The 16,131-nt window shown below is 66.7% G+C and carries 14 protein-coding genes; 8 read left to right on the forward strand and 6 right to left on the reverse strand.

Translation table 11 applies throughout. The annotated features are described in order from the left end of the window. Positions 1-57: 57 nt before the first annotated feature. Entirely contained in the window at positions 58-570 is a 513-nt protein-coding gene (locus tag Q8K84_RS09725) for a DUF1465 family protein (RefSeq protein WP_305282440.1), read from the reverse strand. A 137-nt stretch (positions 571-707) separates the two neighbouring features. After that, positions 708-902 (reverse strand): DUF1192 domain-containing protein, encoded by a 195-nt coding sequence (locus Q8K84_RS09730; RefSeq protein ID WP_305282441.1) that lies wholly within the window; start codon positions 900-902, stop codon positions 708-710. An 86-nt stretch (positions 903-988) separates the two neighbouring features. Here Q8K84_RS09730 and Q8K84_RS09735 point away from each other — a divergent pair, with 86 nt between their 5' ends. The 4 genes from Q8K84_RS09735 (at position 989) to Q8K84_RS09750 (ending at position 7,100) form a co-directional block, all read left to right on the forward strand. Beyond that, positions 989-1,978 (forward strand): NAD(P)H-quinone oxidoreductase, encoded by a 990-nt coding sequence (locus Q8K84_RS09735; protein WP_305282442.1) that lies wholly within the window; start codon positions 989-991, stop codon positions 1,976-1,978. Between the two features lie 460 nt (positions 1,979-2,438). Beyond that, positions 2,439-3,959 (forward strand): MFS transporter, encoded by a 1,521-nt coding sequence (locus tag Q8K84_RS09740; protein ID WP_305282443.1) that lies wholly within the window; start codon positions 2,439-2,441, stop codon positions 3,957-3,959. A gap of 12 nt (positions 3,960-3,971) precedes the next feature. Next, positions 3,972-5,489, forward strand: coding sequence for an MFS transporter (locus Q8K84_RS09745; protein ID WP_305282444.1), 1,518 nt, complete (start codon positions 3,972-3,974; stop codon positions 5,487-5,489). A 144-nt stretch (positions 5,490-5,633) separates the two neighbouring features. Continuing rightward, complete coding sequence (locus Q8K84_RS09750) at positions 5,634-7,100, forward strand: MFS transporter (RefSeq protein WP_305282445.1); 1,467 nt, start codon at positions 5,634-5,636, stop codon at positions 7,098-7,100. 16 nt (positions 7,101-7,116) lie between these two features. On the opposite strand, the gene Q8K84_RS09755 is transcribed toward Q8K84_RS09750, so the two are convergent. Next, positions 7,117-8,346, reverse strand: coding sequence for a TetR/AcrR family transcriptional regulator (locus Q8K84_RS09755; RefSeq protein ID WP_305282446.1), 1,230 nt, complete (start codon positions 8,344-8,346; stop codon positions 7,117-7,119). Between the two features lie 128 nt (positions 8,347-8,474). Further along, positions 8,475-9,263, reverse strand: a complete 789-nt coding sequence (locus Q8K84_RS09760) for an SDR family oxidoreductase (RefSeq protein ID WP_305282447.1) — start codon at positions 9,261-9,263, stop codon at positions 8,475-8,477. 180 nt (positions 9,264-9,443) lie between these two features. On the opposite strand from Q8K84_RS09760, the gene Q8K84_RS09765 reads away from it, so the two are divergent. The 4 genes from Q8K84_RS09765 to Q8K84_RS09780 all read left to right on the forward strand — a co-directional run bounded on the left by Q8K84_RS09765 (position 9,444) and on the right by Q8K84_RS09780 (position 13,694). After that, positions 9,444-11,522 carry a 3-hydroxyacyl-CoA dehydrogenase NAD-binding domain-containing protein gene (locus tag Q8K84_RS09765; RefSeq protein ID WP_305282448.1) on the forward strand — a complete coding sequence of 693 codons (2,079 nt, stop codon included), beginning with the start codon at positions 9,444-9,446 and terminating at the stop codon, positions 11,520-11,522. 39 nt (positions 11,523-11,561) lie between these two features. Beyond that, positions 11,562-12,764 carry an acetyl-CoA C-acyltransferase gene (locus Q8K84_RS09770; protein ID WP_305282449.1) on the forward strand — a complete coding sequence of 401 codons (1,203 nt, stop codon included), beginning with the start codon at positions 11,562-11,564 and terminating at the stop codon, positions 12,762-12,764. A gap of 179 nt (positions 12,765-12,943) precedes the next feature. Further along, on the forward strand, positions 12,944-13,186 hold the full coding sequence (locus Q8K84_RS09775) for a DUF2061 domain-containing protein (protein ID WP_305282450.1): 243 nt from the start codon (positions 12,944-12,946) through the stop codon (positions 13,184-13,186). A gap of 28 nt (positions 13,187-13,214) precedes the next feature. Further along, positions 13,215-13,694 carry a Dps family protein gene (locus Q8K84_RS09780; RefSeq protein WP_305282451.1) on the forward strand — a complete coding sequence of 160 codons (480 nt, stop codon included), beginning with the start codon at positions 13,215-13,217 and terminating at the stop codon, positions 13,692-13,694. Positions 13,695-13,696: 2 nt separating this feature from the next. On the opposite strand, the gene Q8K84_RS09785 is transcribed toward Q8K84_RS09780, so the two are convergent. Both Q8K84_RS09785 and Q8K84_RS09790 read right to left on the reverse strand, forming a co-directional pair. Next, positions 13,697-14,485 (reverse strand): hypothetical protein, encoded by a 789-nt coding sequence (locus Q8K84_RS09785; RefSeq protein ID WP_305282452.1) that lies wholly within the window; start codon positions 14,483-14,485, stop codon positions 13,697-13,699. A 5-nt stretch (positions 14,486-14,490) separates the two neighbouring features. Continuing rightward, the gene (locus Q8K84_RS09790; RefSeq protein WP_305282453.1) at positions 14,491-15,990 is read right to left on the reverse strand and encodes an autotransporter outer membrane beta-barrel domain-containing protein; all 1,500 of its coding nucleotides are present in this window, start codon (positions 15,988-15,990) and stop codon (positions 14,491-14,493) included. Positions 15,991-16,131 lie beyond the last annotated feature (141 nt).

A 16,131-nucleotide genomic window follows, 5' to 3' on the forward strand; every position in this document is an offset into this window, starting at 1 on the left:
TTGGCCTGCGGCGTCTTCTTTGTGTCTGGAATTCCGCGCCCGCAGCGGGGCCCGGGGTCAGGCCGCCCCGAAGGCGTCCCGCAGGCGATCAAACTGGGACAGGACCGGGTTGGGGGTCGAGTCTTCGGCGACCTCGACATACATGCGCCGGTCCAGATGGCGCACCCGCTCGAACAGGCGCTCCGAGCGATCCATCAGCGCCAGCAGGCCGGGGGGCAGGATTTCGAGGGCTTCAGCGGGATGGCGGGTGGTTTCGGCGGCCAGGCGATAGCGCTCTTCGCAGGCGGCTTCGGGCGCCATGTCGCCTTCACGGACAGCCCGTTGCACCAGCAGCCAGGAGGCCACCTGCATCAGCCGGGTGGTCAGCCGCATGCTCTCGGCCGCATAGGCCAGGGCGGCGTTGCGATCCAGGCGCTTGGACTCCTGGCGGCCGCCGCCGTCGAGATAGGCCGCCGTCTCCTCCACCAGGTCCATGCCCTCCTGGAAGGTCCGCTCGAACAGTTCGGAGCGGGCGAAGTCAGCGATCACGTCGCTGCGCCAGGGTTTCGCCAATGCGGTGAGTTCGCTCATCGATTTCCTAAGCCCCTGCCAGACACTGTACGAACCGATCGTCCGATAGCGTACGGCTTGCAACCCCCATGCCATAGCGGCCTGCGAGCCGCGACGTCACCCCCCAGAATGGGGCCATCATCCTATCAGCGGCCCAATCACCGGAACAGGGCGTCGGCCGCCGCGCGCCCGGCCCGTTTACGGTCGACAAAGGCGCGGGTGCGGGCGATTTCCGCCTCCAGCACCTCCAGCCGCGCCTCCAGCTCCTCCACCCCATACAGCTCAAGGTCTTCCCGCGTGACCTCGATCAGGCCCTGACCGCGCCCCAATCTGACTTCCGCCGGCTCTTCCATGCTCGCGCCTCCCTTTGCCCAGGCCCCCGGAGCGGTTTATCCAACTCCGTACGCCGCTCTGGCGCAAGCACGTGGAGGCGATGACGATGGCGCAAGCAACGGTACCGGACCAGATGACGGCCATCGCCATCACGGGCGACAAGGGGCCCGCCAGCGCCCTGCACCCCGTGACCCTGCCCACGCCGACGCCTGGTGCGGGGCAGATTCTGATCCGGGTCGAGGCCGCCGGCGTCAACCGCCCCGACATCGCCCAGCGGGCAGGCTTTTATCCGCCGCCCCCGGGCGCGCCGCAGACCATGGGCCTGGAGGTGGCCGGGGAGGTGGTCGTCGGCGCCGGCCGCTGGCAGGCGGGCGACAAGGTCTGCGCCCTGCTGGGCGGCGGCGGCTACGCCCAGTACGCGACCTGCGACGCACGCCACGCCCTGCCCGTTCCGGCGGGTCTCAGCCTCATGGAAGCCGCGGGCCTGCCGGAGACCGTCTTCACCGTCTTCGCCAATGTGTTCGAGCATGGGGCGCTTAAGGCCGGAGAGACCCTGATGGTCCACGGCGCGACGTCCGGCATCGGGACAACGGCGATACAGATGGCCAAGGCGGCCGGAGCCCGGGTGATCGCCACGGCCCGGGGGGCGGACAAGGCGCGCCAGGCCCTGGAGCTCGGCGCCGACATCGCCATCGATACGACCGCCCAGGATTTCGCCGAGGTCGCCCTCGCCGACGGGGGCTGCGATGTCGTCCTCGACATGGTCGGCGGGGACTATTTCGCCCGTGATCTGGCGGCCCTGAAGACCGGCGGCCGGATCGTCTTCATCGCCGCCCAGGCCGGCGGCAAGGTGGAGCTGAATATCGGCGCCCTGATGATGAAGCGCGCCGTGGTCACCGGCTCGACCCTGCGGCCCAGGGACGCCGAGGAGAAGGCGCGCCTGGCCGCCGCGATCGAGGCCACGGTCTGGCCCTGGATCGCAGACGGCAAGCTGCGCCCCCAGATCGACAGCGTCTTTCCCCTGGAGGACGCCGCCGGCGCCCATGCGGCGCTGGAGGCTGGAACCCATCTGGGCAAGATTATGCTCCGCCCTTGAACCGCGGCCACCCGGCGGAGAATCCGTGCGCTGTACTCACCCCAAGAATAGCGCGCGAGTCCGCTGGGCCGCGCGGGGTGAGCCGATCGCGCGGCCGGGCTCTGGCGCCGCCTGTGGGCGATTGTGGCCCTAGCCTCAACCCGTTGTAGGCCAACGGTTAGTTTGTGTCAGACTTGTAAGATCATAAGCGTTGACGCTGGGATAGGCCTCGCCCAGGCTTGAGGCGCGACTGACCCTGGGACGACACCGCCGGACGCCAGGACCGGACGCGATACAAGAATGATCGGACCCGACCGAGGTCCGGCAGGGAGGACTGCGTATTGATCCGCAATTTTCTTGCGGGCGGGAACGGATGGCCGCGTCAGACGCGACGCCGGACTGCGGCTGCTGAATTTGAACGCCCGGGGCCCGGGCGTGGCCGCGTGGCCTCATTCCATATTTGTGTCGGCCGGAGATTTTAATGACGGCGATTCCCTCAGAGATTCCCCCTCTGAAGCTGCATACCAAACTGTTCTACGCCCTGGGCGCCGTCGCCAATGCGGTCAAGGGGCGGGGTTTGGCCACGTTCCTGATGATCTTCTACAATCAGGTCGTGGGACTGCCGCCGGCGACCGTGGCCGGGGTGCTGATGGTGGCCCTGGTGTTCGACGCCCTGGTCGATCCCCTGGTCGGGCAGGTGTCGGACAACTTCCGCTCCAAGCTGGGGCGCCGCCACCCGTTCATGTATCTCTCGGCCCTGCCGGTGTCCGTCGCCTACTTCCTGCTGTGGAACCCGCCGGGCGGTTGGAGCGACGAGGCCATCGTCATCTGGCTGGTGGCCTGCCTGCTCACCGTGCGGTTGTTCGACACCTTCTTTGAGCTCCCCTCCTCAGCGCTCGCCCCGGAACTGACCCGGGACTACAACGAACGCACCAGCCTGATCTCCATGCGCGCCTTCTTCACGGTGGTCGGCGGCCTGGGTATGACGGTGGCGGCCTATCAGTATTTCCTGGCCGAAAATCCGGACGGCACCGGCGGCATCCTGGCGAGAGACGGCTATTTCGCCTTCTCGCTGGTGTCTGCGGTGTTGATCTTCGTGGTGATCCTGACCTCCACGGCCGGCACCCACAGTCGCATCCCGCATCTGAGCCGACCGCCCACCCGGAAGATCACCTTCAAGGCGATGGCCAGGGAGGTGGCGCACACCCTGAACAATCGCGCTTTCGTCATCGCAACCTTGACCGGCATGTTCATCGCCGTGGCGGCCGGCTCGAAGAATGGCCTGGAAATCTATTTCGCCCTCTATTTCTGGGAGCTGACCCAGAGCCAGCTGGCGATCCTCACCGCCGTCAGCGTCGTCGGCAGCCTCGGCGGCGTCCTGGTGGCCCCCCATGTGGCCCGGGCCCTGGGCAAGAAGCGCGGCGCCATCCTGATGTTCGCCAGCGCCCTGGCCGTCGGCATCACGCCGATCACCCTGCGGCTCGTCGGGATGATGCCCCCCAATGGCACCGACCTTCTGTTCATCATCCTGCTGGTGGAGACCTTCTTCAATTCCGGCATGGCGGTGGCCACCGGCGTGATGCTGGTCTCCATGGTCGCCGACGTGGTCGAGGACGCCGAGGTCAAGACCGGCCGCCGCTCCGAGGGCCTGCTGATGTCGGCCGACAACCTGTTCAAGAAGATCGTCTCAGGGGTGGGCATCTTCATCGCCGGGGCTGTGCTCAGCCTTGTCAGCTTCCCCGATAGCGCGCGCCGCGGCGGCGTCGACCCGGAAATCCTGCAGAATATGGGCCTGATCTACCTGCCCCTGGTCACCCTGCTCTACGGCCTCGGGATCGTCTGTCTCTCCATGTTCAACATCGACAAGGCCAAGCACGAGGACAACCTGCGCATTCTCGACGAGGCCGGCGCCAAGGCCAGCAGCGAGGCTCAGGCGACCCGCGACGCTGAGGTCGACATCCTGTCCGGGGGCGTGACGCCGCCCCTGGGTTCAAAGGCCTGATAGGGGACCACCGTGACCGACCATACTGACACGGCCCCCCAGGCCGCGCCCGCTGACCGCCGCCTGAGTCTCACGACACGGATCCTGTATGGCGCCGGCGGCGCAGCCAGCGCCATCAAGCAGCGCGGGCTCTCGACCTTCCTGCTGCTGTTCTACAATCAGGTGATCGGCCTGCCGCCGCAGATGGTCTCAACAGCCATCATGTTCGCCCTGATCTTCGACGCTTTCGTCGATCCGCTTGTCGGCCAGGTGTCGGATAATTTCCGCTCCAAGTGGGGCCGCCGCCATCCCTTCATGTATTTCTCCGCCCTGCCTGTGGCGATCGCCTTCTTCCTGATCTGGAACCCCCCGGCCGGCTGGGAGCACGCGCAGATTTTCGGCTACATGCTGGCCTGCCTGCTCGTGATCCGCCTGTTCGACACCTTCTTTGAGCTCCCCTCCTCGGCGCTCGCCCCTGAACTGGCCAAGAGCTACGATGACCGGACCAGCCTGATCGCCCTGCGCGGCTTCTTCGGGGTCGCCGGCGGCCTGGGCATGACCTTGCTGGCCTATCAGGTCTTCCTCAGGGAGGGGCCGGGCGGCACAGGCGGCGTCCTGGCTCAGGAAGGCTATTTCAGCTACGCGCTCTGCGCGGCCGTTCTGATCTTCATCATCATCCTGGTTTCGACCGCCGGGACGCACAAACATATCCCCGACCTGCGCAAGCCGCCGACCCGCAAGATCACCTTCAAGGGGATGGCGCGCGAAGTGGCGCACACCCTGAACAACCGCTCCTTCGTAGTCCTGACCATCTCGGGCATGTTCATGTCCATGTCGCTGGGGGTGAAGGGCGGCCTGGAGCTCTACTTCTTCCTCTATTTCTGGGAGCTCACCCAGACCCAGCTGTCCCTCCTCACCGTGGCCGGGGTGATCGCCAGCGTCATGGGGGTGTCGCTCGCCCCCAAGGTGGCGGCCAAGATGGGCAAGCGGAACGGCGCCATCACCATGTTCGCCGGCGCGGTGGTCGCCCTGCTGGGGCCGATCGCCCTGCGGCTGATCGGCTGGATGCCCGCCAACGGCACTGACCTGTTGTTCTGGATCCTGTTCGTCGACGTGATCGCCAACGGGGCCATGGCCATGATGACCGGGGTGATGCTGGCCTCGATGATCGCCGACGTGGTCGAGGACTCCGAGGTCAAGACCGGCCGCCGGTCCGAGGGACTGCTGTTCTCCTTCGACAACCTGTTCAAGAAGGTGGTCTCAGGGGTCGGGGTCTTCGTGTCGGGCGCCGTGCTGGCCTTTGTCGCCTTCCCGCAGAGCGCCGTCCGGGGCGGGGTCGACGAGGAGGTCCTGCGCAACATGGCGCTGATCTATCTGCCGACCCTCCTGTTCTTCTACGCCATCGCCATCGGGTGCCTGTTCATGTTCAAGATCGACAAGGCGGCCCACGAGGAGAACCTGCGCAAGCTCGAAGAGACCGCCCTGCGCGCCCAGGCTGCTGGTGGCGCGACGCCAGCCGGCCCTAACGTCCCACCCGTCACCGGGGCCTGACCGCCGCGCGTCTGCGGAAGCCGTCATGAATTCCGGGTCTGCGGCCTTGCCCGCGGACCCGGCGGGGACCTAGATGCGGCTTGGCCTTAGGGCCGCCAAGCTCACCGTGCGGCCCCTCGGTCGCGTCTGGCCCAAGGATGCCCTGTGACCTCAAGCGCCGTGCGCCCCGCGCCCAAGAAGCTCAGCCTGCCCACCAAACTCTTCTATGGCTTTGGCACCGTGGCCTTCGGCGTGAAGGACCAGGGCTTCTCCTATCTGCTGCTGATTTTCTACAATCAGGTCATCGGCATGCCGGCCCACATGGTCGGTCTGGTGATCATGATCGCCATGATCTTCGACGCCATTTCCGATCCGCTGATCGGCCAGGTCTCGGACAACTGGCGTTCGCGCTGGGGCCGCCGGCACCCGTTCATGTACGCCTCAGCGATTCCCGTGGCGATCACCTATGGCCTGCTATGGAATCCGCCAGAGCTCTCCCAGACCGGACTGTTCGTCTACCTGCTGGTCGTGGCGGTGATGATCCGCACCTTCATCACCCTCTATGAGATCCCGTCCACGGCGCTGGCCGCTGAACTGACCTCGGATTATGACGAGCGGACCAAGGTCCTCAGCTATCGCTACTTCTTCGCCTGGTGGGGCGGGCTGACCATGACCCTGCTGGCCTTCCAGGTCTTCTTGCGGCCGAGCGCCGAGCATCCGGTGGGTCAGCTGAACCCGGACGGCTATGTCGCCTACGGGACGGCCGCAGCCGGCGTAATGCTGGTGGCCATCCTGGTCTCCGCCATTGGCACCCACCGGCACATCCCAGAACTGGTCACCCCGCCCAAGCGCAAGCTGACGGTCGGGCAGGTGGTCAAGGAGATGGCGGGCACCCTGTCCAACCGCTCCTTCCTGGTCCTGATCATGGCGGGCCTGTTCAACGCCATGGCCGGTGGGCTGGTGCTGTCGCTGAACCTCTATTTCAACACCTATTTCTGGGAGCTCTCGGCGGTCGAGATCTCGCTGTTCGCCGTGGCGAACTTCATCTCCGCCGCGCTTGCCTTCGGCCTGGCCGCGCCGCTGTCGCTGAGGATGGGAAAGAAGAACGCCGCCCAGCTGGCCAAGGTGCTGTCCTTCTTCATCGGCTCGGCCCCGATCACCCTGCGGCTGCTGGGGGTGTTTCCCGACAACGACAACCCGGTGATCATCCCGATCCTGTTCGTCCAGACCATGCTCTCGACCGGCCTGTCGATCACCGCCTCGATCCTGATCTCCTCAATGATCGCCGACGTGGTGGAGGATTCCGAAATCAAGACCGGCCGGCGCTCGGAGGGCCTGTTCTTCGCCGCCGCCAGCTTCGTCAACAAGTCGGTTTCCGGCATCGGGATCTTCGCCTCCAGCATGATCCTGCTGGCCATCGCCTTCCCCCAGAACGCCCGCCCCGGTGAGGTGCCCGAGGCGGTGATCCGCAATCTGGGGATGCTCTATGTGCCGCTGCTCGGCGCCCTGCTGGCGGCCGCGGTCGGGTTCGTCGCCTTCTACAGCATCACCCGCGACAAGCATGAGGCGTCACTGCGCAAGCTGGCGGCCGACGCCGGCGCAGACGGGATCGAGACGCCAGGCCCGCAGTAGGGCCGCAGCCCTGGCGTCAGGTCCGGAAGATACCCATCAGCAAGGGGCGCACGAAGACCGCCGGGGCCGCCTTCTGCCGCACACCCGGCACCCAGAAGGCGAGCTCCGCCCCGGCGTTCAGAGTGGCGTTCAGCATCTGGGCGGCGATGAACGGATCCACGGGCCGCAGCGAGCCCTCGGCGATGCCGTCTGAGATCATTGAGGCGAAACGGTCGGAGATCCGGTTGGAGTGCTGCACCATCTCCTCGCGGATCGCCTCGGGCAGGGCCGACAGGGCCGAGGAGCGCAGCAGGGGCCCATAGTCCGAGAGCTGATACTCCGCCAGGGCGGCGCCGGCGCTGGCCAGCTTGGTCCACTGGTCGCCCTCCTTGGACATGACCAGGCGCTGAACCCGGCGCATCACCTCGTAGCTGCGTTCGAAACAGGCCACGACCAGGTCATCCTTGGCGTCGATGTGGTGGTAGAAGGAGCCCTTGGTGACGTTCAGTTCTGCGGAGATGCGGTCCACCGAGGCGCCACGATAGCCATGGGTGTTGATCAGCCGGGTGGCCGCCCGCAGGAAGGCGTCGCGGCTCATCTCCTGGCCCTCTCCGGGCGCCAGTTCGGCCATGGACGGCAGACGAGGCTCCCAGACCGCGCCCTCGACCGCAAGTCCGTTCAACAGAATGTCGGCCATCCGCTGGCGAATGCGGGGGTAGTCTTCAGGATCGTATTTGGGCAGCCAGAAGGCCGCCCAGGAGATCTGTTCCAGCAGCATGTGCGTGCGCGCCGTGCGGCGGCCGCGCGTCAGGGCGGCCAGTTCCGGCGCCTCGAAGATCTGCCGCATCCGGCGGAAGGCCTTCATATAGGCGGCGAACACCTCGCTGCGGCGGGGCTGACTCAGCGCCCGGATATCGGACAGCGCCGGCAGGGGCGGCGCAAGGCCGACCGCGGTCAGACGAAGGCGCTCCAGATGCAGGTCAAAAATGTGCTCCAGCAGGGCGGCGGGCGGGTCACCGGCCTCAGCGCTGGCGGCCAGATGGATCAACCAGTCGACCCCGCGCATCAGACAGGCGGCGGCGAGATCGTCCTTGCGCTTGAAATAATAGGTCACGCTGGTGGTGGAGAGCCCCACGGCGCCGGCCGCCAGGCTCAGGGTGAGGCCTTTGACCCCTTTCTGGTTCAGGATCAGGGTCGCGGCGTCGAGGATGTCCTCGCGCTTGCGCTCATATCGATCCGTCGCTCGAGCGGCGTTGCGTTCGGCCATGGAAATGGCGGCTCCAAGTCCCGCATCCCCGACGCGGGGAGACGCAGGGGAAGGGGGTAGGCTTCATCTATCGAAACCCGGCGGCCGGCGCAAAGCGCCCGCACGCCGGGTCTCAAGGTCGATCAGCCTCAGCCGATGGCGCCGACCGTGGCCAGGGCCACGCCGCCATCGACGGCGATGGTCTCGCCGACCACATAGTTTCCGGCCCGGCTGGCCAGATAGATGGCGGCGCCGGCCATGTCCTCGTCGCGGCCGATGCGGCGGGCGGGGATCGCCTTGGCCACCGCCTCCCCATGGTCGCGGGCGGTGCGGTTCATCTCCGAGGCGAAGGCCCCCGGCGCAATGGCGGTGACGACAATATTGTCGGCGATCAGGCGGGCCGCCAGCCGGCGGGTCAGGTAGATCAGGCCCGACTTGGACGCGTGATAGGAATAGGTGTCCTGCGGATTGAGGCGGATGCCGTCGATCGAGGCGATGTTGATCACCTTGGCCGGCTGATCATGGGTCCCGGCCTTTTTCAGCGCCACATGCAGGGCCTGGGTCAGAAAGAACGGGGACTTGAGGTTCAGGTCCATGACCTTGTCCCAGCCGTGCTCGGGGAACTCCTCGAAGGGCGCCCCCCAGGCGGCGCCGGCGTTGTTCACCAGGATGTCGAGCTTGCCCTCCCGGTCTTCGATCTCCTTGGCCAGGGCCTGGCAGCCAGCCACCGAGGACACGTCCTGCGGCAGGGAGATGCAAGTCCCGCCCCCTTGCGACAGCTCCTGCGCCGCCGCATCGCAGGCGTCGGCCTTGCGCGATGAGATGTAGACCTTGGCGCCCTGGGCCAGGAAGCCGGCGGCGATCATCTTGCCGATGCCGCGCGAGCCGCCGGTGACGAGGGCGGTGCGCCCCTGAAGGGTGAAGAGATCGAGCGCCATGATGCGCCTCCTGTGCCTTGCGTTTCCCTTGCGCCACCGCCCCTTGGCGGGGCGAACGGCGCGGTGATCGGCGGCGAGCCCGATTGACTCGCCCCCTTCCCGTCAGGCCTATAACACGCGTTTGAATCAGTCAGGTCGCCCGTCCGAGAAGCGGCCCCGTGGAAACTCTTGAGGACGCGCATGAGCCAGATCAATCCGGTCACAGACCTGACCCTCGACGGCGATGTCGCCGTCATCACCCTGAACTCGCCTCCGGTGAACGCCCTCTCGGCGGCCGTCCGCCAGGGCCTGTTTGACGCCTTCACCCAGGCCAACGCCGAGGCCGCCGCCAAGTCGATCGTGCTGATCTGCGACGGCCGCACCTTTATCGCGGGCGCCGACATCACCGAGTTCGGCGGCGCCATGACCGGCGCCTCCCTGCCCCAGGTGCAGGACGCCATCGAAGGCTCGACCAAGCCGGTGATCGCGGCCATCCACGGCACGGCGCTCGGTGGCGGCCTGGAAGTGGCCCTGTGCGCCCACTACCGCATCGCCGTGCCCTCGGCCCGCCTGGGCCTGCCCGAAGTCAATCTGGGCCTCCTGCCCGGCGCCGGCGGCACCCAGCGCCTGCCCCGTGTGGTCGGAGTCGAGACCGCGCTCGCCATGATGACCTCGGGTCGTCACGTGCCCGCCAAGGAAGCCAAGGGGCTCGGCCTCGTCGATGAGCTGGTCGAGGAAGGCAAGCTGCGCGAGGAAGCCCTGGCTTTCGCGCGCAAGGTGGTGGCGGAGGGCCGGCCCCTCACCAAGATCCGCGACCAGAACGAGAAGCTCGAGGCCGCCAAGGGCAAGCCCGAGATCTTCGAAGCCTTCCGCAAGGCCAATGCCCGGAAGTTCCGGGGCTTCCTGGCGCCTGAGTACAACATCCGCTGCATCGAGGCCGCGGTGAACCTGCCCTTCGCCGAGGGGCTGGAGGTCGAGCGCAAGCTGTTCCTGGAACTGATGAGCGGCCCGCAGTCAGCGGCCCAGCGCTACGCCTTCTTCGCCGAGCGTCAGGCCCAGAAGATCCCCGACGTGGCCGACGACACCGCGATCCTCCCGGTGAACAAGGTCGGCATCATCGGCGCCGGCACCATGGGCGGCGGCATCGCCATGAACTTCGCCAATGTCGGCATCTCCGTGGTGCTGATCGAGGTCAAGCAGGACGCCCTGGATCGCGGTCTCGCCACCATCCGCAAGAATTATGAGCGCACCGCCTCCCGCGGCGGGATCACCCTCGACCAGGTCGAAGAGCGCTGCGCCCTGATCACCGGTTCGCTGGAGATGGAGTCGCTCGCCGATGTCGACCTCGTCATCGAGGCGGTGTTCGAGCGCATGGACATCAAGAAGGACATCTTCACCAAGCTCGACGCCATCTGCAAACCCGGCGCGATCCTGGCCACCAACACCTCGGGCCTGAACATCGACGAGATCGCCGCGGTCACCAAGCGCCCGGAAAGCGTCAATGGAATGCACTTCTTCTCGCCGGCCAATGTGATGAAGCTGCTGGAGATCGTCCGCGCCGACCACACCAGCAAGGAGGTCATCGCCACCTCCATGAAGCTGGCCAAGAAGATCGGCAAGGTCGCCGTCCTGGTCGGCGTCTGCCCGGGCTTCGTCGGCAACCGCATCCTTGGCCAGCGCCAGCGCGAAGCCCAGAAGCTGGTCATGGAAGGCGCCATGCCCTGGGATATTGACCGGGTGCTCTACGACTTCGGCTTCCCCATGGGCCCCTTCGCCATGAGCGACCTGGCGGGCCTCGATATCGGCTGGGTCAAGGAGCGCTCCAAGGGCGAGAGCATCCGCGACGTCCTGTGCGAGATGGACCGCCGTGGCCAGAAGACTGGCGCGGGCTATTATGATTATGACGAGACCCGCAACGCCAAGCCCTCGCCGGTGACCGAACAGGTCATCAAGGACTTCATCGTCAAGACCGGCGCCAATCCCCGGGACGTGACCGACGAGGAGATCCTTGAGCGCAGCATCTATCCGATGATCAATGAGGGCGCGAAGATCCTCGAAGAGGGCAAGGCCATCCGCCCGTCGGACATCGATGTGGTCTGGCAGAACGGCTACGGCTGGCCAGTCTATCGGGGCGGCCCCATGTGGTACGGCGACCATGTCGGCCTGCCCAAGGTGCTGGCCAAGATGCAGGAATTCCACGCCAAGATGGGCGACCAGTTCAAGCCCTCGCCGCTGCTGGAAAAACTCGTCGCCGAAGGCAAGTCCTTCAAGGACCTCTAAGCCCCTTCCCCGAACACTCAAGAGAAGCAGGATCATTCCATGCGTGAAGCTGTCATCGTCTCCGCAGCGCGGACCCCCATCGGCAAGGCCTATCGCGGCGCCTTCAACAACACCACCGCCCCCACCCTGGGCGGCCACGCCATCGCCGCGGCCGTCGCCCGGGCCAAGGTCGACCCGGCCGAGATCGACGACGTGGTGATGGGCGCCGCCCTCCAGCAGGGCACGACTTCGCAGAACATCGGCCGCAACGCCGCCCTGCGGGCTGGGCTGCCGGTCACCGTGTCGGGCATGTCCATGGATCGCCAGTGCTCGTCGGGCCTGATGGCCGTGGCCACGGCGGCCAAGTACATCACCCATGACGGCGCGCCGATGGCCATCGGCGCTGGTCTGGAGTCCATCTCGCTTGTTCAGAACGACAAGATGAACCTGTTCCGGGCCCGGGACGAGTGGCTGGTCGAGCATGTGCCGGAACTGCAGACCTCGATGATCGAGACCGCCGAGATCGTCGCCGACCGCTACAAGATCAGCCGGGAAGCTCAGGACGAGTACGCCCTGCAGTCCCAGCAGCGCACCGCCCAGGCCCAGGCCGAAGGTCGGTTCGCCATGGAAATCGTGCCGATGACCACCACCATGATGGTCTTCGACAAGGCCACCGGCCAGGCGTCGGAAAAGGAAATCACCATCGCCCAGGACGAGGGCAACCGTCCCCAGACCACCCTGGCTGACCTGCAGAAGCTGCAGCCGGTGTTCAAGGGCGGCCGCTATGTCCAGGAAGGCAAGTTCGTCACCGCCGGCAACGCCAGCCAGCTGTCGGACGGCGCCGCAGCCCTGGTGCTGATGGAAGCCAAGGAAGCCGAGAAGCGTGGCCTGGAGCCCCTGGGCGCCTATCGCGGCATGGCCGTGGCCGGCTGTGGCCCGGAGGAGATGGGTATTGGTCCGGTCTTCGCGATCCCGAAGCTCTTGGCCCGCAACGGCCTGAAGATCGACGACATCGACATCTGGGAGCTGAACGAGGCCTTCGCCTCCCAGCTGCTCTATTGCCGCGACACGCTTGGCATCCCCAATGACAAGCTGAACGTCTCCGGCGGGGCCATCTCCATCGGCCACCCCTATGGCATGACCGGCGCCCGCTGCACGGCGCACATCATGTATGAAGGCAAGCGCCGCGGGGCAAAGTACGGCGTCGTCACCATGTGTGTCGGCGGCGGCATGGGCGCGGCTGGCCTGTTCGAAATCTTCTGAACTCAGGCGACGGCTTGAGCCTGACGAGGGGCCGCTCCATCCGGGGCGGCCCCTTTTTCGTTCGGTTGAGCCCACCGCAAGATCGCCCTGAACATATTTTTGCGAATTAGTTGCAACTAAGCCTACCGCTCGGTCATTGATGCGCTATATGTAACTCGTCCGCACGAAAGGCTGAGACGATGAAGCGAACCGTCGCCAAGACCCTGACCTACAGCGTCATGCATCTGATCGTGGCCTTCACGGTGGCCTACGTACTCACCCGGGATTGGCGCGCGGCTCTGGCCATCGGCATGGTGGAGCCTCTGTTCCAGACCATCGCCTTTGTCTTCCACGAGCGCGCCTGGGCGCGGGCCGATACGCGCAACGCCGCAGCGCCGGAACATGGAACCCCCGCATGGGTCAGCCGTTCGACAGCAAGCTGAGCCATAAACGACAAGAAGGAGCTATTTGATGGCGGAAAAGATCAAGACCGGACTGGACGCCGAGGACCGCAAGGCCGTCGCCCAGGCACTCTCGCGAATGCTGGCCGACACCTATGCGGTCTATCTCAAGACCCACGGCTTCCACTGGAACGTCCGCGGCCCCAACTTCTCGTCCCTGCACGCGCTCTTCATGGAGCAGTATACCGAGATGTGGCAGGCCATCGACGACGTGGCAGAGCGGATCCGGGCCCTCGGCGAACTCGCCCCGCAGGGCTATGGCGCCTTCGGCAATCTCAGCGCGATCAAGGACGGCGATCCCGAGGGCGACTCTCAGTCCATGCTCCAGGCCCTGACCAGCGACCACGAGACGGTCATCGCCACCTGCCGCGAGGCCCTGACGCTCGCCCAGAAGGCCGAGGATGAGGCCAGCGCCGGGATCATCACCGACCGCTTGGAAGCCCACGAAAAGCACGCCTGGATGCTGCGCGCGACGCTGGGCGGCAAGTAGGTCTAAGGCTGGAGATCCAGGCCCGCGGCGATTTCGTCGACGCGGGCGACCCAGCAACAGTCATGGCGCTCGGACCAGGTCTCTACCTGGCCCTGCGGCCCGGCCAGTCGCCGGGCCGTTGCCTTGACGGTGACCGGCCGAACCACCGGGTCAAGGGCGCCGCTGAGGTGAACTTGACGAACAGCGAGCGGCGGCAGGTCGGCGGGGTCCAAACCCTGCAAAGCGCTCAAGCCCCGGCTGGCTGTCCAGGCCGCCACATTCAACGGGGCGGCGATGGTCACCAGTCCGGCCACATCATCGCGCCGGGCGGCCGCCAGGGTCGCCATCACCCCGCCCCCTGACCAGCCCACCAGCACCACCTGGCTCGCGCCAGCCCGGGTCTTCAGGACGCTGATCGCCGCATCGGTCATGGCCACGGCGTCTTCAGAAAACCGGTGGGAGGTCCAGTCGGACGGTGTGCAGGCGGGGTCGCGCACATATTGGCAGGGTCGCCCCAGCCAGGCGACCGGGCCGGGCCAGGTCCTGGCCAGGTTGAGCCCCACGGCCTTGTCCGGCGTCGGATCCGCGCTCGCCCGCCCCCGGCGGTCGTGTGCCCGTCCATCCCCCTCAATCACGATCGTCAGGGTCTGCGCCGGGATCAACTGAGGCGGCATGGCGGCGGCGAGGGTGCGCCCCGCCGCCGCCACTTCGAACCGCATCCATCCGTCGCCCAGGGGTTCGGCGTGTCGGGCGGCGACGGGGGATGCGGCCAGCAGCGGCGCCAGGAACAGGGGTGTCAGGCGCCGCCACATGGGGATCAGAAGGCCCGGCGCAGGGTTACGCCAAAGGTGGACTGGGCCTCGTTGGACTTGCCCACCAGGGCCTGGGCGGTGAAGGCCAGGCTGAACATCTCCGAGACTGGGATGGCCACCCCGGCGCCGATCAGGCCGTAGTCGGTGTCGACGCCTGGCGCGCCGTCGGTCTGGTGGTTCACGCTGGCCGAGACATAGGGCAACCAGGGGCCGCCGGTGTAGAAGAGCGACGCGCCGCCAGACAGGACGGTCATGTCGACGTCATTGCCGGCCACCGGCCGATTGGCGTTGTCCTGATAGGCGTCGGTTTCCGAAGATGAGACCGAGACCCCGACACCAGGCGTCAGCACCCAGTTGTCGCCCAGGGCGAACTGCGATTCCGCCGAGATCGAGCCGACCAGTTGAGTGCGGTCGGTGGTCCCGAAACTCCGCAGCCCGCCGGCCGTGCGGCCATACTCCACCTCAAAGGCGCCATAGCCCACCGAGGCCGTCAGGCGCAGGGCCGGATCCTGTGACCAGCTGGCGTAGAGACCACCGCTCCAGCCATCGGATTGATAGCTGACATTGGCCCCGTCCAGGTCGATCTGGCTGTGGGCGACAAAGCCGCCAAGGACCACATCGCCGGTGCTGACATCGAGGCCCAGCGCCACGGCGCCGCCATAGCCGTCCTGGCCTGCGCCGGGCCGGCTGTCTTCCACATAGGAGCCGGTGGCGTTGATCCAGACTCCGGCGGACGGGCCAGACGTTCCGGCCGACGCCCCGCGATAACCGTCCCGCTCGGTACGCTGCATGGGCAGCTGGGCCTGCAGGGCGGCCATGCCCATGGCGCGTAGCCGGCCGTTCACGAAGCTGTCCAGACTGCCGATCTGCACCCGATCGCCGAGCAGGGCCATGATCAGCTGATCGGCCTCCGCTACCGAGATCAGCTGTTGTTCCGGGACCGACAGGGTCACCACCGAGCCGTCGGGATTCGTCACGGTGATCGACCCGTCGTTGATCACCGGCGGCGGCGGCGGGGTCGTGGGTGTGGTGGGCGTGGTCGGGGTCGTCGGCGTTGTCGGCGTCGTCGGGGTGGTTGGCGGCGTCGTAGGCGTGACGGGAGTGGTGGGGGTGGTCGGAGGCGGCGGGGTCACCGGCGCAGGGGTGGAGGAAGGCTGCCCGAACGCCACCGCGCAGGCCCCGGTGCCGGTCACCGCCTGGGTGACCGTATTGACCTGGCAGGTGAAGGGCGTGGTCGTCCCCCCCTGGCTGATGGTCCCGCGATAGTCGATCACGCCGGAGCCTGGGGCGACGCTGGTGAAGTTCACCGTCGCTGGATTGGACCCGAAGTCCGGCCCGCCGCTGATCTGAATGGTGATGTCATTCAGGCCGCGGATTGTCGTCACAACCCGCGTGCCGTCAGCCAGGGTGACCGTGCTGTCGCCCGACTGCGCCAGGGCGGCGCCCCCCGGAACGGCTACAGCCAGCAGGATCGATGAAAAGAGACCGGCGGCGAACAATCGCATGTTGAAAAACCCCTGTGAAAGCCTGTGCGAAACTGTCGCACCTGCTCCACCACAGGTTGGCCGGGGGTCGCATGATCCATGTGGACTATGCGCGGCCGTCCAAAGACCGGCGGGTCAAGAAAAAGGGCGGCGCGGCAATGC

This window comes from Phenylobacterium sp. (genome assembly GCF_030679875.1).
Lineage (GTDB): Bacteria > Pseudomonadota > Alphaproteobacteria > Caulobacterales > Caulobacteraceae > Phenylobacterium.

Excerpts from the sequence above, each read along its gene's own strand:
- Q8K84_RS09760 (WP_305282447.1), bottom strand. The coding sequence starts at position 9,263 with ATGGCGCTCGATCTCTTCACCCTTCAGGGGCGCACCGCCCTCGTCACC.
- Q8K84_RS09765 (WP_305282448.1), top strand. The coding sequence starts at position 9,444 with ATGAGCCAGATCAATCCGGTCACAGACCTGACCCTCGACGGCGATGTC.
- Q8K84_RS09740 (WP_305282443.1), top strand. The coding sequence starts at position 2,439 with ATGACGGCGATTCCCTCAGAGATTCCCCCTCTGAAGCTGCATACCAAA.
- Q8K84_RS09775 (WP_305282450.1), top strand. The coding sequence starts at position 12,944 with ATGAAGCGAACCGTCGCCAAGACCCTGACCTACAGCGTCATGCATCTG.
- Q8K84_RS09770 (WP_305282449.1), top strand. The coding sequence starts at position 11,562 with ATGCGTGAAGCTGTCATCGTCTCCGCAGCGCGGACCCCCATCGGCAAG.
- Q8K84_RS09790 (WP_305282453.1), bottom strand. The coding sequence starts at position 15,990 with ATGCGATTGTTCGCCGCCGGTCTCTTTTCATCGATCCTGCTGGCTGTA.
- Q8K84_RS09780 (WP_305282451.1), top strand. The coding sequence starts at position 13,215 with ATGGCGGAAAAGATCAAGACCGGACTGGACGCCGAGGACCGCAAGGCC.
- Q8K84_RS09755 (WP_305282446.1), bottom strand. The coding sequence starts at position 8,346 with ATGGCCGAACGCAACGCCGCTCGAGCGACGGATCGATATGAGCGCAAG.
- Q8K84_RS09725 (WP_305282440.1), bottom strand. The coding sequence starts at position 570 with ATGAGCGAACTCACCGCATTGGCGAAACCCTGGCGCAGCGACGTGATC.
- Q8K84_RS09785 (WP_305282452.1), bottom strand. The coding sequence starts at position 14,485 with ATGTGGCGGCGCCTGACACCCCTGTTCCTGGCGCCGCTGCTGGCCGCA.
- Q8K84_RS09730 (WP_305282441.1), bottom strand. The coding sequence starts at position 902 with ATGGAAGAGCCGGCGGAAGTCAGATTGGGGCGCGGTCAGGGCCTGATC.
- Q8K84_RS09735 (WP_305282442.1), top strand. The coding sequence starts at position 989 with ATGGCGCAAGCAACGGTACCGGACCAGATGACGGCCATCGCCATCACG.